At 29.7% G+C, this 18,403-nt stretch carries 17 protein-coding genes; 1 reads left to right on the plus strand and 16 read right to left on the minus strand.

The window, feature by feature from the left end:
• Window positions 1-100 precede the first annotated feature (100 nt).
• Window positions 101-763: a gamma-glutamyl-gamma-aminobutyrate hydrolase family protein gene (locus RWQ73_RS06020; RefSeq protein WP_314407306.1), complete on the minus strand. Its 663-nt coding sequence runs from the start codon at window positions 761-763 to the stop codon at window positions 101-103.
• 227 nt (window positions 764-990) lie between these two features.
• Between RWQ73_RS06020 and RWQ73_RS06025 the strand changes: the two genes are divergently transcribed.
• Window positions 991-1,611, plus strand: a complete 621-nt coding sequence (locus RWQ73_RS06025) for a hypothetical protein (protein ID WP_314407308.1) — start codon at window positions 991-993, stop codon at window positions 1,609-1,611.
• 129 nt (window positions 1,612-1,740) lie between these two features.
• On the opposite strand, the gene rpsI is transcribed toward RWQ73_RS06025, so the two are convergent.
• From rpsI to RWQ73_RS06100, 15 genes are all read right to left on the minus strand, one after another.
• Window positions 1,741-2,133 (minus strand): 30S ribosomal protein S9, encoded by a 393-nt coding sequence (rpsI, locus tag RWQ73_RS06030; protein ID WP_003145894.1) that lies wholly within the window; start codon window positions 2,131-2,133, stop codon window positions 1,741-1,743.
• 19 nt (window positions 2,134-2,152) lie between these two features.
• On the minus strand, window positions 2,153-2,590 hold the full coding sequence (gene rplM / locus RWQ73_RS06035) for a 50S ribosomal protein L13 (RefSeq protein ID WP_003144827.1): 438 nt from the start codon (window positions 2,588-2,590) through the stop codon (window positions 2,153-2,155).
• 249 nt (window positions 2,591-2,839) lie between these two features.
• Window positions 2,840-4,303 carry a glutamate--tRNA ligase gene (gltX, locus tag RWQ73_RS06040; RefSeq protein ID WP_314407310.1) on the minus strand — a complete coding sequence of 488 codons (1,464 nt, stop codon included), beginning with the start codon at window positions 4,301-4,303 and terminating at the stop codon, window positions 2,840-2,842.
• A 352-nt stretch (window positions 4,304-4,655) separates the two neighbouring features.
• Complete coding sequence (locus RWQ73_RS06045) at window positions 4,656-6,512, minus strand: acyltransferase family protein (RefSeq protein ID WP_314407312.1); 1,857 nt, start codon at window positions 6,510-6,512, stop codon at window positions 4,656-4,658.
• Between the two features lie 11 nt (window positions 6,513-6,523).
• A complete protein-coding gene (locus RWQ73_RS06050) occupies window positions 6,524-8,692 on the minus strand; it encodes a Tex family protein (protein ID WP_314407314.1) in 2,169 nt (722 codons plus the stop codon).
• 1 nt (window position 8,693) lies between these two features.
• On the minus strand, window positions 8,694-9,821 hold the full coding sequence (gene alr, locus RWQ73_RS06055) for an alanine racemase (protein ID WP_314407316.1): 1,128 nt from the start codon (window positions 9,819-9,821) through the stop codon (window positions 8,694-8,696).
• On the minus strand, window positions 9,814-10,179 hold the full coding sequence (gene acpS / locus RWQ73_RS06060) for a holo-ACP synthase (protein WP_314407318.1): 366 nt from the start codon (window positions 10,177-10,179) through the stop codon (window positions 9,814-9,816). The genes alr and acpS overlap by 8 nt, the downstream gene beginning before the upstream one ends.
• A 208-nt stretch (window positions 10,180-10,387) precedes the next feature.
• The gene (locus RWQ73_RS06065) at window positions 10,388-11,113 is read right to left on the minus strand and encodes a zinc metallopeptidase (RefSeq protein WP_399541101.1); all 726 of its coding nucleotides are present in this window, start codon (window positions 11,111-11,113) and stop codon (window positions 10,388-10,390) included.
• 226 nt (window positions 11,114-11,339) lie between these two features.
• Window positions 11,340-12,647 carry a ribosome biogenesis GTPase Der gene (gene der / locus RWQ73_RS06070; RefSeq protein ID WP_314084153.1) on the minus strand — a complete coding sequence of 436 codons (1,308 nt, stop codon included), beginning with the start codon at window positions 12,645-12,647 and terminating at the stop codon, window positions 11,340-11,342.
• A gap of 163 nt (window positions 12,648-12,810) precedes the next feature.
• Window positions 12,811-14,019, minus strand: coding sequence for a 30S ribosomal protein S1 (rpsA, locus tag RWQ73_RS06075; protein ID WP_314407321.1), 1,209 nt, complete (start codon window positions 14,017-14,019; stop codon window positions 12,811-12,813).
• A gap of 81 nt (window positions 14,020-14,100) precedes the next feature.
• The gene (trmD, locus tag RWQ73_RS06080; protein WP_314407323.1) at window positions 14,101-14,832 is read right to left on the minus strand and encodes a tRNA (guanosine(37)-N1)-methyltransferase TrmD; all 732 of its coding nucleotides are present in this window, start codon (window positions 14,830-14,832) and stop codon (window positions 14,101-14,103) included.
• Window positions 14,832-15,341 carry a ribosome maturation factor RimM gene (gene rimM, locus RWQ73_RS06085; RefSeq protein WP_314407325.1) on the minus strand — a complete coding sequence of 170 codons (510 nt, stop codon included), beginning with the start codon at window positions 15,339-15,341 and terminating at the stop codon, window positions 14,832-14,834. The genes trmD and rimM overlap by 1 nt, the downstream gene beginning before the upstream one ends.
• A gap of 24 nt (window positions 15,342-15,365) precedes the next feature.
• Window positions 15,366-16,925 carry an ABC transporter permease subunit gene (locus tag RWQ73_RS06090; RefSeq protein WP_314407327.1) on the minus strand — a complete coding sequence of 520 codons (1,560 nt, stop codon included), beginning with the start codon at window positions 16,923-16,925 and terminating at the stop codon, window positions 15,366-15,368.
• Entirely contained in the window at window positions 16,900-17,637 is a 738-nt protein-coding gene (gene phnC / locus RWQ73_RS06095) for a phosphonate ABC transporter ATP-binding protein (RefSeq protein ID WP_314407329.1), read from the minus strand. The genes RWQ73_RS06090 and phnC overlap by 26 nt, the downstream gene beginning before the upstream one ends.
• A gap of 213 nt (window positions 17,638-17,850) precedes the next feature.
• Window positions 17,851-18,198: a thioredoxin gene (locus RWQ73_RS06100; protein WP_314084144.1), complete on the minus strand. Its 348-nt coding sequence runs from the start codon at window positions 18,196-18,198 to the stop codon at window positions 17,851-17,853.
• Between the last annotated feature and the right edge of the window lie 205 nt (window positions 18,199-18,403).

Genomic DNA, 18,403 nt, shown 5'->3' on the forward strand with positions numbered 1-18,403 from the left:
ATGTATAACATAGAGGCAATAACAATTAATCCACTGCTATTATTTTACACAAAGATTAGTTTATCATTATTTAAATAATAAGTCAACTATTTTGATGCATTTAGAAACATATTTCGGCAAATTTTTTAAAAGTTTGATATTCTCCATCGACTTCAGGATGCCATTGAACACCAATAAGATTATCTCGTTCTATCGCTTCAATAGTTCCATCGTCCGCCACCGCTGTAACTTTGAAACCAGCAGCTAATTTATTAATTGCCTGATGATGTATAGAATTAACATTATTTTCTTGTCCGTATAAACTATATAAAAATGAATCTTTGTTTATTTTTACTGTATGTCTTACTAATTTTTCTTTGCTAGTATGTTCATCAATGTGTTGTTTTAATGTTCCTCCAAAGAAAATATTAAGGCTTTGTAATCCGCTACAAATTCCCAAAATAGGCTTCTTCGCTTTATCGAATAATTCTATAAGTCTAAAGTCTAATTCGTCTTCATAACTATCTTCGGGATAAGTTAATCCTTCAAGTGGTACTTCACCGTAATATTTAGGATTTATATCTCTATCTCTACCTGCAATTATTAGACCACTACACATGGCTGCAATTTCCTCTATTCCATTTTGCGAACAAACTGGAAATAATATAAAACCTGCTTTTTCTGCCATTTCTGAAAAATAACCATTTATATACAGTCTTCTTTTATCTATACCAGCATCAGATCTATAGTCTGTGCTTCTTGTTGAAATTGCTATTATTTTCATGTGCAATGCCCTCCTTTTTTCAATTTATGTTTTTAATTATATAAACTTTATAGATAAATGTCAAGATTGATTTTTCTTTATTTTCAGAAATTTTAGTTAAATTTAATTATTCAAATGATTCTTTAAAATATATAGCAAATTTCTTTATAACTTATTTACATTATTGTAATTATTGCTAAAGATATGTATAATAATAATTGTGCTAAATTTAAAGGAGGAATAATTAGATGAATTATTTATTGACTGTTAAATATCCTAAACAAGAAGTTATAGAAGATGGAAAAGAATCTGTTACCAACATTAAAGAAAATATAGAAGATGTTACAGCCGAAAATCTCTTAGAAAAGTACCAAGAGTTTCAGCGTGTAGGATATGATGTCAAAGTTAATTTTGTAACTTCGGAAGTATATGATGAATTTGATGTATTTAAAATGGCTGAAATTTTCGATTTGAATGCTATCGACTATAGTGCTAAATTAAAATTTATCAATCGATCTAACAAAGGCTCACACGATTATATTAGTAATCTTGCTAAACTATTCGATAGATATACTTTTGATTATGATATTACAATAAAGTTAAAAATAAATGAGAAGTCCGAAATTGATTTTAAAAATGAAGACACTTGGTTTGGTGAAACACCTATTTATCAAATAAATCCTAAAATTAACGTAAAAGATGCAAAACTATTTAAAAATCTTTATGATGAATTAAATGAAATCGCTCAAGTAAGTGCTGAGATTAAACCTAAAAAGACAGAAGAAAAAATACTTTTACTTTCGTTAGATAACTATCCAGCGGGTACAGAAGTAGTTTTCACCCTTAAGGATTCTGAGATATACGAGTAATTTATATTTTCAAACTGAAAATCAACTATCCATTAGATATTGATTTTCAGTTTTTTACTTTTCTATAAAAAAAAGAAGACAACAAAGAAATTTCTCTGTTGTCTTGACGAAATTGGTACAAGACCAATATTAACGTTTTGAGAATTGAGGAGCACGTCTCGCACCACGAAGACCGTATTTTTTACGTTCTTTCATACGAGGGTCACGAGTTAGTAATCCTGCTGGTTTTAAATCTTTACGGTATTCTGGGTTTACTTCTAGTAAAGCACGTGCAATTCCGTGACGGATTGCTTGAGCTTGTCCTGTGTATCCTCCACCGTTAACGTTAACTAAAACGTCATAGTTACCTGTAGTAGATGTAACTTCTAAAGGTTGCATTAAGTCTAATACTAATGATTCTAATGGTAAGTATTCACGCATTTCTCTGTTGTTAATAACAACTTTCCCTGTTCCAGGTACTAATCTTACACGTGCTACTGAGCTTTTACGGCGTCCTGTACCGCGATATTCTACTTGTGCCATTTAATTATTTCCTCCTATATTATCCACGTAATTCGTATTTTTCTGGTTTTTGTGCTGCGTGTGGGTGTTCAGCTCCACGGTATACGTGAAGTTTCATACCTTGAGCTCTACCTAAAGTATTTTTTGGTAACATACCTTTGATAGATAGTTCTAAAAGTTCTTCTGGATATTTTTCTACCATTAATCCAGCAGTTCTTTCTTTTAACCCACCTGGGTGCATTGTGTGACGACGGTAAATTTTATCAGTTAATTTTTTACCAGTTAACACAATTTTCTCAGCGTTGATAATGATAACATTATCCCCAGTATCGATGTGTGGTGTATAAGTAGGTTTGTGTTTCCCTCTTAAAATTGAAGCTACCTCTGATGATAAGCGACCTAAAGTTTGTCCTTCAGCATCGATTACATACCATTTTTTTTCTACAGTTGATGGCTTTGCCATATATGTTTGACGCATGTCTTTTTTCCTCCTAGATGTTGTTTGTTAATCTGTCATAACGACTAAGTTTTCCGGGGCTTACTCGTGAAGATATATAAACAATATCATAAGTAATAATACATTATTTGACGTTAAATGTCAAGATATTTTCTTTACTTTTATTTATATTTCTTCAGTTTTTTCCGTATCAAAGTTAAAATTAAGGGATACTCTATAATTTATTATTTTATATTTCTCCCTTAACTATTTTAATAATATTTTTATAGACTATTTAATTAGCTCTAATGCTGCTTTTACTCTAGCTGCTACACGTTCTTTTCCAAGTAACTCTAAACTTGTGTTTAATTCTGGTCCATGCATTGATCCAGTTGAAGCGATACGAATCGGCATAAATAAGTTTTTACCTTTTACACCAGTATCTTTTTGGATTTCTTTAATTAATCCTTTAATATTGTCTGCTGTAAATTCTTCAACAGCTGTTACTTTTGTTAAAAAGTCTTCAAACACAGTTACTGTTGTTTCTTGTTTTAAGATTTCTAATTCTTCTTCATCAAATTTTACATCTTCTACAAAGAATTGTTTTGTTAATTCAATGATTTCAGCACCATAACTCATTTGTGGTTGATATAACGAAATTAATTTTTCAAACCAAGCTTTGTTACTTTCTACTTCTTCAGCTGTTACAACACCCTCTTTTACAAAGAATGGTAAAGCTAAGTCTACAATTCTCTCTAATGGTTGTGCTTTTATATATTGGTTGTTAATCCAAGTTAGTTTATTGTTGTCAAAGAATGCTGGTGATTTACTTAAACGTTTTTCATCAAAGATTTTAATGAATTCTTCTTTGGTAAATATTTCTTGCTCACCTTCTGGAGACCAACCTAATAATGTAATGAAATTAAATAATGCTTCAGGTAAATATCCTAAATCATCATATTGTTCAATAAATTGAATTATACTTTCATCGCGTTTAGATAATTTTTTCTTATTTTCATTAACAATAAGGGTCATGTGCCCAAATCTTGGTGCTTCAAATCCTAAAGCCTCATATACAACAAGCTGTTTTGGTGTGTTCGATACATGATCATCGCCACGTAGAACGTGAGAAATTTGCATTAGATAGTCATCAATTACTACTGCGAAGTTGTAAGTAGCAACTCCATCATTTTTAATGATTACAAAATCACCGAAATCACGACCTTCAAATGATAACTCACCTTTAACCATATCATCAAAACTATACGTTCTATCTTGAGGAACACGAATACGAATTGATGGTTTTCTGCCTTCCTTTTCAAAAGCTTCTTGTTCTTCTTTAGTAAGGTGGGCGTGTTTTCCACTGTAACGCGGAGGTAATCCATTTGCGATTTGTTCTTCTCTTTCAGCTTCTAATTCTTCAGCTGTCATGTAACATTTATATGCTTTATCTTCTGCAATAAGTTGATCGGCATATTTTTGATAAATATCAATTCTTTCTGATTGACGATATGGTCCGAATTCTTTCTCTTTTCCAATACCTTCGTCATAATCTAGACCTAACCAGTCCATGTATTTTAGTTGACTTCTTTCACCTTCTTCTTTATTACGTTTGAAGTCAGTATCTTCTATTCTTAATACAAAATCTCCACCATAATGTTTTGCAAAAAGGTAATTAAATAATGCTGTACGTGCATTACCGATATGTAAATTTCCAGTTGGAGATGGTGCATATCTTACTCTTACTTTTGTCATAGTTATCTCCTTTTTCATTATTAATTAAATTATAATACTAAATCATTATAACATAAACTATATTCATATTTCAATGAAAGTTCTATATTTCGCTAAGAAAACCTTTCTTAAATCATCAATTATATTTTAGATTGTTAGTTATGTTAAATGGAGTCGATTCAAAAGTCCTAAATTAAAAAAAGCGTATATGATAACTCATAGACGCAGTTGTTTATTGATATCTAAATTCACTCTATAGAGATTTTTTAGATATTAAATAAACTATGCGGAAGTGACTCGACAAAATCTTGTTTCTACGAGATCACGATTTTCGAGTCACCCCCACTTAGTTCTCTATCTTACTCTTTAATTCTTATTGATTAATATCTACTGGACGCTTTAAATTTTTTTGTATCAACGTTACCATTTCTGTAACACCAGTTTGATTTAGGTGAACTCTATCCGGTTCAAATAAATCTTTACCACTACTTGCTACAGTATACCAATCTATTATCTTAACATTAGAATGTTTTTCTTTTGCTTCTTGTAATGCAGTATTTACTGTTTTTTCCCAGGCTCTTGGAACTTTAATATTAACAAAATATATGTCCGCCTTATCAAAAACTTTTAATAGATCTTCTATTTGACTTTCTGTAAATGGTCCATTTGTTCCTAATTGGAAGATAATAGCTGAATTTTCATTATTGTATTGAGAGTATCCTTTTGCTTCTTCAACAGCTACATACAACTGTCTACCAATTTTCCCATCAATCACCGCTCCTGGATATACCTCTTGGAATTTTTCTCCAATATCTACTGTTAGTGAATCCCCAATAACTACAACTGAACTATATTTCTTCTCAGTATTTTTGTTATCATTTTTATCATCTTTGTTTTCAGCTTTCTTATTATCTTGATTTTGATTGTTATCCTTATTATTCTCTCCCTTATTAATAAACTGACTCTCTTTATTAGACTCTACTTCTTTCACAAAAGCAGTAGAAATATAAGGAACGCTCTTACCTAAAATCCCCATAACAAACAATAAAGATACGATTACAGTTATACTTGCTACAGTTTTTTTCGTTTTCTTTGATTTTTTTACAAGTTTTTTATAAATTACACTTACATAGTTTTTAAATCCTAATTTTCTTATCGGCGTTTCTACAAAAACATAACTAATTATAGCAACGATAAATGTTAGAATAACACGTAATATTACATAGAAAATATTAGGATTACCTATTTCAGATACAGGTGTTGTTAGTACTAATATCGGAAAATGCCATAAATATAAGCTATATGAAATTTTCCCTATGAAAACAACAGGTTTAAATGATAATAATTTTGCCATTACCGTATGTTGTTTCCCACTACTAATTATGATTATTATACCTAAGATTGCTACTAGTAAAAATCCACCTCTATACAACCAAGTGTTATATTCAGATGTGTATATCATAATAGTTATTAAAGTCGCAATTGATATTAAAGAAATAACACTATACACAATGTTTTCTTGTGGTGTTATTTTTGTATTTAATTTATCCATTGGATACAATATTGCACCTACTACACCTACAAGAAGTGAAAATGCTCTTGTATCTGTACCAAAATAAATACGACTGATATTATTTATATCAAATAATAATATATGTGTTATTAATGAAACAAATATTAATCCCAATACAATATATAAGAAACTTTTACTTAGTTTATACGTACCGTCTTTTCCTTTTTTCTTACTATTAATTAATAAAAATAACAATGGAAAAATCATATAAAACTGTTCTTCAATGGCAAGTGACCACAAATGTTTAAATGGACTCTGTGATCCAAAACTATCAAAGTAGTCTAACTTATGAAAAATATACCACCAGTTACTTGAATATATATATCCAAAAATTGCATCTAAATGACTCTTTTTAAGAAGAACTTCATTAAACATTACCATTAATATTATTCCAACAGTAATCATAAAATAAACTGCTGGCAATAGTCGTCTTGCTCTTCTCAAATAGAAATTATATAGATTTATACTACCTGTTTTCCTATACTCTTTTATAATTAATGAACTTATTAAATATCCTGATAATACAAAAAATAAATCTACACCTAAAAATCCACCTGGTAGGTAATTTACATCTACATGGTAAATAATAACAGCTAAAACTGCTAATGCCCTCAAGCTGTCTATACTTGGAAGGTATCTCGATTTGTTGTTAGTCATTTTTACCTCCTTTAATCTTTGTACATTGCTAGTGCAACACGACCTCTTTGTTTATCTACATCTATTACATAAACATCGACAATCTGACCTACACTAAGAACGTCAAGTGGGTTTTTAATATAATTTTTACTAATTTTCGAAATATGCACCATCGCATCTTGTTTAAGACCAATGTCTATAAATGCTCCAAATTGTGTAATATTTCTAACAGTTCCTGCTAGCTTAACTCCAATCTGAAGATCATCAATAGTTAAAATATCAGATTTTAACAACGGCTTAGCAAACGACTCACGTTCATCTCTTAACGGCTGTTTTAAATCTTTAATTATGTCTTCAAGAGTTTCTAATCCAACTCCAATTTTTTCAGATAACACTTTCTTATCTTTTGTTTCTACTCTTGTTACAAACTCTTCAGTTCCAACATCTTTCGTTGATAAGTTTAATTCTTTTAATAGATTTTCTGCTGCTTTGTAACTTTCTGGGTGAATCCCTGTAGCATCAAATATATTTTTACTATCTGGAATTCTAAAGAAACCTACACATTGCTCAAATGTTTTCTTTCCAAGTCTAGGAACTTTTGCAATATCTTTAATAGTCTCAATTTTACCATTTTCTTGACGATATGCCACTATGTTTTTAGCAATTTGTTTATTAACTCCAGAAACATAAGATAATAATGAAACAGAAGCCGTATTAACATTAACTCCAACCTTATTAACAGCTGTTTCTACTACGAAAGTAAGCTCTTTTTCTAGAAATTTAGGTGTAATATCGTGTTGGTATTGTCCTACACCAATTGATTTAGGATCTATTTTTACTAGTTCACTTAATGGATCTTGAATACGGCGTGCAATAGATACAGCACTTCTTTCTTCTACGTTAAAGTCAGGGAATTCTTCACGTGCAACTTCACTTGCTGAGTACACACTTGCCCCCGCTTCATTCACAATTACATAATCTATTTTTAATCCCGCTTCTTTTAAGTTTTCTACTACAAATTTCTCTGTTTCACGAGAGGCAGTCCCATTACCAATAGCAATTAAATTAATATTATGCTTATTAATAAATTTAATTAAATCTTTTTTTGACTTTTCTTGTTTATCTAGTGAAGCTGGTTTATGCGGATAAATTACCATTTTATCAATAAAATTGCCGTATTCATCTACAATCGCCATTTTACAACCAGTTCTAAAGGCTGGATCTATTCCTAGTACTTTTTTGTTTTTTAATGGACTTTGCATTAGAAGTTGTTTTAAGTTTTCTGAGAAAATAACTACTGAGTCTTCCTCAGCTTTCTTAGTTAAATCGCTTCGTATTTCTCTTTCTATAGATGGAAAGATTAATCGTTTCATACTATCAGCTATACATTCTAATAATAAATCACTAATCACAGTTTGACGATTTTTTGTTAATCCACGTAATATAAAATTGTGTAATCTATCTTTATCATTTTCGATACTAACACGAATTATTCCTTCTTTTTCAGCTCTGTTTAAAGCCAATATTCTATGAGAAGCAATTTTTGAAATTTGCTCACCAAATTCATAGTAGTTTTTGTATGTAGAATTTTCGTCTTTTTCTTCGCCATCTTTTTTCAGTGTTGAAGTAATTTGACCAAACTTTCTAGTGTTTTCTAATACATATTCACGATATTTTGCACTATCAGAAATATTTTCTGCAATAATATCTAATGCATAGTTGATAGCTTCTTCAACACTATTAACTTCTTTTTCAGCATTTATATACTTAGCAGCTTCTTTATTTAAATCATCTAATGATTTTGGAAGTTTTAAAATATAATTAGCTAGTTTCTCTAATCCTTTTTCTTTAGCTATCGTAGCCTTAGTACGTTTTTTTTCTTTAAAAGGACGATATAAATCTTCAACCCTTTGCAGCTTTTCTTGTGCTAAAATATCTTTTTTTAAATCCTCAGTAAGTAGACCTTTTTCTGAAATTAATCTAATTACTTCTTCTTTTCTTTCTTCAAGTGATTTTAAATAATTAAATTCATCTTGAATTTGTTTAATGGCAACTTCATCTAAAGAATTTGTTAATTCTTTTCGATATCTGGCTATAAATGCAATTGTATTTCCCTCTTCTAATAAGTTCAATACATTTACTATATACTTATCTTGTATTTTAAGCTTATCTGCCAAGTTTTTTGTAATTTTCTCGTACATACTATAACTCCATTTTATTTTTATAATAAATTCTTGGAACACGTTTGTTTATGCAACAAAATATTTCATAACTTATTGTATTTTGGTATGCGGCAAAGTCGTCTATTGATACTCTTTGTCCATTATGCTCTCCATAAAATAAAACAGTATCCCCTACTTTTACATTTTCACTGCAACGTACCATAAGTTGATCCATACAAACACGCCCTACTATTTCACAATCTTCTGCTCCTACTTTAATTTTAAAACCTTGTGCACGCCTTAGTAAACCGTCAGCATAGCCGATAGGAACAGTTGCTATATATTCATCTTGTTTAGCTTCATAACTAACACCATATCCTAATTTTTCACCTTGCGAAAATTTCTTGACATGAGTTACTTTGCTTAATAATGTAGCTACTGGTTCTATCTGAACCTTATCTAATTTTTCTATATTTTCACTCGGATAGCATCCATATAGCATAATTCCTATTCTCGTCATATTATACCGATCATCTCTATCACTATATTTTACAGTCCCTGCTGAATTTTCTATATGGATATATTTTGGTTTGTGAGTAAAAATTTTTATTTTTTCTTCAAAACTTTCTGTTTGATAATCATCATAGATATCATCTGCACCATCTGCATTTGAATAATGCGAGAAAATTCCTTCAAAATCTATTTTTTCTGAATCTAGTAGTCTATCAATACTTTTTAATTCCTCTACATTAGAAGTTCCTATTCTTCCCATTCCTGTATCAATCTTTACATGTATTTTTAATTTTTTATCCAAAGTTTCCAGTTCAGAAAGACATTCTTTTAACCAAGTATTAGATGGACAAGTTAGAGAAATATTACTTTCGATTGCGTATTTTATATTTTTAGGATTTGTGACACCTAATACAAGTACCATACTGTCTTGAATTACTTCTTTTAGTTCTAGTGCTTCTTCTAATGTTGCTGTAGCAAAATGTCTAACTCCATTTTGATAAAGATGATTGGCAATTACTTTAGCTCCTAATCCATATGAATCAGCTTTAACTATTGCTAAACCGATTTTTTTATTATTAAGTTCATTCAACTTATTATAATTATTCAATAAAGCATCCAAGTTTACTCTTAATTGAGTCGGTCTATCATTAATCATCAATCTTGTCCCCTTTTTCTAAAATAACAAATGCCACGACCGTTGTATCAGTATGGCTTATAGTAAGATGAGTTATAAAGTCTTTATATTCTATAAAAGGTTTTCCTTTATCGTCTTTTTTTACTTCTACATCATGAAAAGAAAACTCTTTAGAAAGTCCAACTCCTAGTGCTTTTGAAGTAGCTTCTTTAACTGCAAAGCGTCCAGCTAGAAATTCCATTTTCCTTCTATGATTTGTTATTTTATAAAATTCATTTAATTCATTTTCTGTATATAATTTTTCAAGTCGTTTTTTATCATCAACATATTTTTCAAAGCGATGAATATCGACGATATCACAACCGATTCCGTAAATCATTTTTTACCTCTTGATTATATAGTCTTACATTATTATATCACTAATATAGATTTTATGAAAGAAATATTAGTTTAATATTTATCTTCATTATTTACATAAATTTTATGTTATTCTTTTACTATGTAGCCTAATAATAGTTTTAATATAATATATAATTTAACTTATAACAAAAAAAGATTGCCAATTTTCATTGACAATCTAGTATTCATTAATCTCTATTATTACTATTTAGTAATATGAAGACGAATCTTAACATTTCCATTAAAGCTACAACCGCCGCTGCAACATAAGTTAAGGCAGCTGCTGTTAGAACTTTACGACAGTGTCTATGTTCTTGATCGTCTACGATATTTAAATCAACCACTTGTTCTAATGCTCGTTTTGATGCATCGAACTCAACTGGTAATGTTACAACTTGGAATAGAACTGCGAATAGCATTAATCCTACACCAATCCAAGCAACTGTATAACCATATTTTCCGATTAATCCTGTTAATAAGAATCCTATCATAATAAGTATTGTTGATAAGTTCCCACCAAAATTAGCTAAAGGCACTAAAGCGTGTCTCCATCTCATTGGTTGATAATCTGCTACCTTATCTTGAATAACATGACCAATTTCATGTGCTGCTATCGCCACTGAAGCAACTGTTGGTTGATCATGTACAATAGGTGATAGTACAACAATATTATTAGTTGGATCATAGTGGTCTGATAATTCAACCTCACCTCTTACTACCTTAACACCTGCAATTCCATTTGCTTGCATTATAATTTCTGCAACTTCTTTTCCAGTTAAACCTGATTTTGTTCTTACTTTTTTATATCTTTCGTATGTTCTTTTTACCTTAAATTGTGCCCATAAAGGAATCAACATAATTAGTAAAAAGTAAATTATATAACTTCCTGACATTCCATAATATCCTAATGGCATATAGATTACCTCCTAATTAGTAAAGTATATAAGAAGAATTATACCATGTTCTAAAATTATTTGCTAGTATTTTGACTAAATTTTACCATTGATAATAAAAGTAATTAATTTTCTGTACTTTACAATTGATTTTCAATTTCTTTCCATACTCCTCTTTTAAATATAAAAAATACGATCCAAAAGCAAATTCACTTCTAGATCGTACTATAATATTTAACACTTATTATTAGTTTCTTTGGCGTGCTAATAGTTTAATAGGTGTTCCTTCAAAATTGAATGAATCACGAATTCTATTCTCTAAAAATCTCTCATAAGAGAAGTGCATAAGCTCTGGATAGTTTACAAAGAACACGAATGTTGGTGGATTAATAGCAACTTGAGAAGCATAGAAAATATTAAGTCTCTTACCTTTATCTTGCGGTGTTGGATTCATAGCAACAGCATCAACAACAATCTCATTTAGAGTTGAACTTTGGATACGTCGTTGTCTATTTTCATAAGATTCTTTAATTAATGGGAAAATATTAAATACACGCTGTTTAGTTTTGGCAGAAACATATATAATTTTTGCATAATCTAAGTACGCAAAACTATCACGAATTTTTTCATCAAATTCTTTCATAGTTTTATCGTCTTTTGCTATTGCATCCCATTTATTTACAACTATAATTACTCCTTTTCCAGATTCATGTGCATATCCAGCTACTTTCTTATCTTGTTCAATAATGCCTTCTTCGGCATTAAGAACAACTAACACGACATCTGAACGTTCAATTGCTTTTAGTGAACGTAATACAGAATATTTTTCACAACTTTCATATACTTTACCACGCTTTCTAATACCTGCTGTATCAATTACAACGTACTCATCTCCATTATGTCTGAAATCAGTATCGATTGCATCACGCGTAGTTCCAGCAATATCAGATGCAATAACGCGTTCTTCTCCTAAAATAGTATTAATTAAACTAGATTTACCAACATTTGGTCGCCCAATAAGAGAGAATCTGATTTTTTCATCTTCTTCCTCTTCATCAAGTACCTTAAAGTTTTTACAAACTTCGTCTAATAAATCACCAATACCTAATCCATGAGATCCTGAAATTGGAAATGGATCTCCAAATCCTAGTGAATAGAAATCATAAATCATATGATTCATATCGAAGTTATCAATTTTATTTACTGCAAGCACAACTGGTTTATCTGTTTTATATAATAACTTCGCAACTTCCTCATCATCACTAGTTACTCCATCTCGACCATTCGTTAAGAAAATTATAACATCTGCTTCATCAATTGCTAACTCTGCTTGTGCTCTAATTTGTTTTTGGAACGGAGTATCTTCCAACTCGATTCCTCCTGTATCTATCATAAAGAATGAATAATTTAACCATTCTGCTTTTGAGTATATTCTATCACGAGTAACACCCGCTACATCTTCTACAATAGATAATCTATCACCAATTATTTTATTGAATATTGTAGATTTCCCGACGTTTGGTCTACCTATTATCGCAACTGTTGGTTTTGCCATGTTGTTACCTCCATATCTATATATTTTCTTTCGAATTACCTAAAGTTTTATTAAAAACTATGTTATTTATAAAAAACGTTGGTACATTCAACTTGCTTTAATACCTAAAAAATAAAAGCAATAGACAAGCTTATCTACTGCCTTTATTTCTTTATTTTTCAAATTAAAGTTCGATATCTTTAAATTTGTCCCCTAAGCTAAATGAAGTATCTTCATCTTTTAAGTAAGAAGTATCATACTCAGCTTCTTCCTTAACTTCTTCTTTAACTGGTTTTTCTAATAATTCTTTAATTGATAGAGATAGTCTTTCTGTTTCAAAATCAAATTCTAAAACTTTTACTGTAACTTTATCTCCTTTTTTAAGAACGTCTTCTACTTTTGTCACTCTATCGTGAGAAATTTGAGAAATATGTACTAATCCTTCTACATCAGGTAATACCTCTACAAAAGCTCCGAATGCTGTTGTATTACGAACAACACCTTCTAATACGTCACCAGTTTTGATTGTAGCACGAGCAACTTCCCATTGTGTTGGTAATAATGTTTTTGCAGAAAGTGAAACTTTTTCATTTTCTTTGTCGACAGCAATAACTGCAACTTTAACAGTATCTCCAACTGATAGTACATCAGAAACTTTTTCTACACGTGCGTGAGAAATTTCTGAGATGTGTAATAATCCATCAACTTCACCAATGTTAACGAATGCACCAAAGTCAGTAATACGACTAACTTTACCTTCGATTACATCACCTTCATTAATGTTTCCATAAACTTCTGCTAACTTTTTAGCTTTTTCTTCTTCTAAAATAACGCGTCTGTTTAAGATAATTTTGTTTTTAGCTTTATCTACTTCTTCAATTTTGAATGTGTATTCATTTCCTACAAATTTAGATAAGTCTTTTCTAAATTTAGTGTCAATATATGAACCTGGAATAAATGCACGTAATCCTTCTACATCAGCTAATAATCCACCTTTAGTTTGTCCTGAAACTGTTGCTTGAATTAATTCACCGTTTTCGAATTTTTCGATTAGTCCTGTCCATGATAATTCTACTAATTTTTTATATTCAGCGTTTTCTAAGATTTTGTGAGATAAATAGATTACACCTGGTACATCTTCTGATCTTTTTTCACGATCAGCTCTAATTCCTGTTACTTGAGCTTCTACTTCGTCACCAACTGATAATACTTCTTCAATATTTTCGAATGGTTTTCTTGTGATTTGATTACGTAAGATTACGCAGTCGTATTGAGCTCCTGCAACATCTACGTATACTTTATCATTATCTATTTTAGATACTGTACCAGTTACTTTGTCTCCTTTTTTCAGCATTTCTGAGCTATTTAATAATTCCTCAAATGAAGTTGTCATTACTTCTAATCCTCCTGTGCTTACAATACATACTATATTAATATTATACATCAAAAATATAGTTATGTCATTTATTTTACGTTAATTTTTTAATTCTTTTTTTATTTCATCAAGTAATTTTTCTTCTTCTTTACTTAATTCATAATTTTCCAGTAAATCTGGACGCCTAGTTAGTGTTCTTCGCAAACTTTCTTTTTTTCTATAAATTTCTATGTTTTTATGGTGACCGCTAGTTAATACATCTGGAACTAACATTCCTTTATAATCTTTCGGTCTTGTGTATTGTGGATATTCCAATAGACCGGTAGAAAATGAATCATCTTTGTGAGATTCTTCTTTTCCTAGTACATCTGGAACAAGTCTAGCTATACTATCAACCATTGTCATCGCTGCAAATTCTCCACCAGTCAAAATAAAATCACCTATAGACAATTCATCAGTTACTAAAAATTCTCTAATTCTTTCATCATAACCTTCATAATGGCCACAAATAAAAATTAAATGATCTTCTTGTGATAATTCTTCTGCTTTTTTTTGACTAAATCTTTCCCCTTGTGGGCACAATAATATAATACGTGTTTTATCCGTTTTATCTAAACTTTCAACAGCGTTAAATATCGGTTCTGGTTTCAATACCATTCCTTGACCACCACCGAATGGATAATCATCTACTTGGTTATGTTTATTACCAGAAAATTTTCGATAATCAACTATATTTATGTCTAATAAGTTATTGTCTTTTGCTTTTCCTAATATTGAGTGATTTAGTGAATCAAACATATCTGGAAACAATGTAAGTATATCAATTTTCATTAGTCAATTAATCCTTCCATAACTTCTATGTCGATTCTTTTATTTGCAACGTCTATTTTCTTAACTACATCTTCAATATAGGGTATTAGAATTTCTTTACCATTTTGAGATTTTATAACCCAAACATCATTTGCACCAGGTGTAAGAATCTCAGCGATTTCTCCTAATGATTTGTCATTTTCATCAAAAACTTCACATCCGATGATTTCATGGAAATAAAATTCGTTTTCTTTTAATTCTCCAATATTCTCAGAATCAATTTTTATTTGTAGATTTTTTAATTTTTCCGCTTCTTCTATTGTGTCAATTCCTTCGAATTTTACTAAAAGATTATTTTTATGAGTTCTGTAACTTTCTACAACTACTTCCTTTACAACTTGATTACCTCTAGTTATTAATAGTTCAGTACCTTTTTTAAATCGTTGTTCTTCAAAATCTGTAGAAGAAATTACTTTTACTTCTCCTTTTAATGAGTGCGTATTAACTATTTTTCCAACTTTTAATCGCATTTATGTCTCCTTGATCTTATATTTTTATTTTTTTACTCTCATTCGTATGAAATAAGATATATTTTCAATAATAATTATCGATAACGATAATCCAATTAATAAAGTAGATATTCTATTCCAATTTCTATATTCTATATTATTTACAAGCAAATGTCCAATTCCACCTGCACCTACCATACCTAAGATAGTTGAATTCTTGATGTTCGCTTCGAATCTGTACAGTACGATAGTTACAAACTCAGGGAAATAACCGTTAAATATTATTTTTACATAACTAACAAAACTTCCAAGACCTAAACTTTTAGTCATCAGTAGTACATTATTATTAATTCCTTCTAATACTTCATTGTACATCTTCGTCATTACACCCACGGTATATATATATAATGCGAAAAAGCTACTTATCGCACCTGGTCCGAATCCTCTAAAGAATATTAATGCCACAATAATAGGTGGAAATGTTCTTAGAATATTTATAAAGACTTTCATACTAAGAGCTTTATATTTTCCAAAAAGGTTTACTGATGATAAATACGATGTAAATATCGCTGTTACTGCAGCAAAAATCGTAGCACTAAATGCTATTTCTATACTTACTAATAGCTCACTTAACATTTTAGTAGAATAAGCTAAATCGGGATTTATTATACCTTTTCCTAATACCGACAATTGTTTTAAACCTATAAAAAATCTCTCGTGAGAAATATTTATAAACTTAGTAACATAAACAATACTCCCCAGTATAATTAAAGGAATTGCAACTCTTACTAAATTCTTTCTAAGAATAAATTTTTCAAATGTTAATTGTGATGTATTTTGTAAATTTCTAAAATAATAACTTACTAAATCAATTATAAAAATCAAAATTACTAGTGTAATGACAATGATAGAAACTCTATCATATCTTAAGTGGTTTAATTCTTGCCATAATCTTTGACCAATTCCACCTGCTCCAACTAATCCTAAAACACTAGCTCCACGAATACTCGATTCTAATGTTAAAAAGTAGACAGAGATTACCTGAGGTTTTAAATTAGATAAAATTGCATTTTTATAAATAACAAACTTCGAACTGCCTAATGATTCCATAGCTTCTAGTTGTTTAAGTTCCACTTCTTCTGCATACTCTTTTAACAATTTAGCCGCTGTTAGTAAATTAATTAAATATATACTGACAAAACCGCTAAATACACCCGTACTAAAAAGACTAACTAAAATAGCTGCGATAATTAGAAATGGCATCGTTCTAAATACTGAAAAAATTGCACTGAAAACCTTAGGTATTATTTTCAATCTAAATAACACATTTGTCAATATAGGTAATAACAATAACGCTGTACATAATGCTAAGATTGATGAAAATAATGCAATATTTATTGTTTCAACTATCGGTTGTTTTAGTTCCGGTAAAATTGAAAAATCAATAGGATACATTCTCCCAAGCAAATTGTGTATTCTTTTAAAACCTAGTGAAAATGTTTTAGTATCATACTGCATATAAGCAATAATAAGTATAAATCCTACAAATACTACAGTTAATACTTTGGTTATATATTTTCTAATTATAAAGTTCATCAAATTCATCTTTCGTCACCTTATCAGAATCTTTATAAAATAAAACTTTTCCGTCTTTCAATCCTAAAATTTTTGTACTATATTTCTTCGCAAGATTTACGTCATGTAAATTTATTAAAACTGTTATTCCATTTTGCTTATTTAATTTTTTAAAAGTATCCATTATGAGCGTAGTATTTTTCTCATCTAAACTACTGACAGGTTCATCAGCTAGCAACAATTTTGGATCTTGTGCTAAAGCTTTAGCTATAGCCACTCTTTGTTTTTGCCCTCCTGATAAGTATTTTGATTTCTTAAAGGCTTCTTCTTCCAATCCTACTTGTCTTAAGTAACCAACACCTTCTTCATATTCTTCTTTAGTATACCCAAGGAAGAGTCCTGCAATTGATTTTTTCACCAAATAAGGTGTCAAAACATTTTCAACAGTATATAAATTATCTAATACATTATAATCTTGGAAAATAAACGCTATTTCCCTACGAATCATTTTCAACTTCTTCTTATTAAAATTAATTATGTTTTCCCCAGATATATTAATTTCTCCTGAGTTAGGTTTATTTAACAAGTTTAAACAGCGCAGCAAAGTTGATTTACCTGCACCACTCTTGCCTACTATCGCTATAAACTCCCCGTTAGGTACATCAAACGATATACCATTTAGTATATTTCTCGCCCCATAATTAAAAACCAAATTTTTAACTTCTAACTTTTCATTTTTCACATCATCACCTCATAGTTAAATAATGAATTTTAAAATAAATAAGTAAATCTACTTAGTAAAATTTTATAATTACTATTATATCACTTAAACTATAAATTTTCAGTATTTTATTATTACAATTTCTTTAATATTTAAACGACTAACATAAAATTTGAACTTTTACTATTATATTAAAATAAATACTCGCCTACATAAAATAGACGAGCACAAAAATTATTTAATAAATGTAGTAATTTCATCAACAGATAAACTTGAATCACACACTACTTTAACTTCACCAGCTTCTGCAACTAATAAACCTGGAACAGTTCTTACTGAATATTTATCACGTAATGATTCTATACCTGATGCATCAGAAAAATCTTGAGAGTCGATAAAGAACGCTTCTACTTTATTAGAAACTACTACTTCACTTAATTTCGGCATAAATCTTCTGCAAAACGGGCAAGATGATCTCCCGATAAATAATACAAATTTCTCCTTTGAATCAATTTTATCAAAAGCAGTTTTTGAATCAATTACTTTAAAATTTTCTAGATATTCTTCAAATGTTTTTTCCATGTTTTTTTCTCCTAATATTTTATAGATTTAATTTTACTCCTCTTTTATAAATTATGCTAATTTTTTGCTTATAAATTATGAAAAAAAGTTATAAGTTAGTCATAAAAAAAGAAGTAATGTCTCTTACACTACTTCTTCAATCAATTTCATAAAATGGGGCGGCTGAGGGGAATCGAACCCCCGAATGTCGGAACCACAATCCGAT

Origin of the sequence: uncultured Gemella sp., from assembly GCF_963525875.1 — a bacterium.
In the GTDB taxonomy this organism is placed as follows: Bacteria; Bacillota; Bacilli; order Staphylococcales; family Gemellaceae; genus Gemella.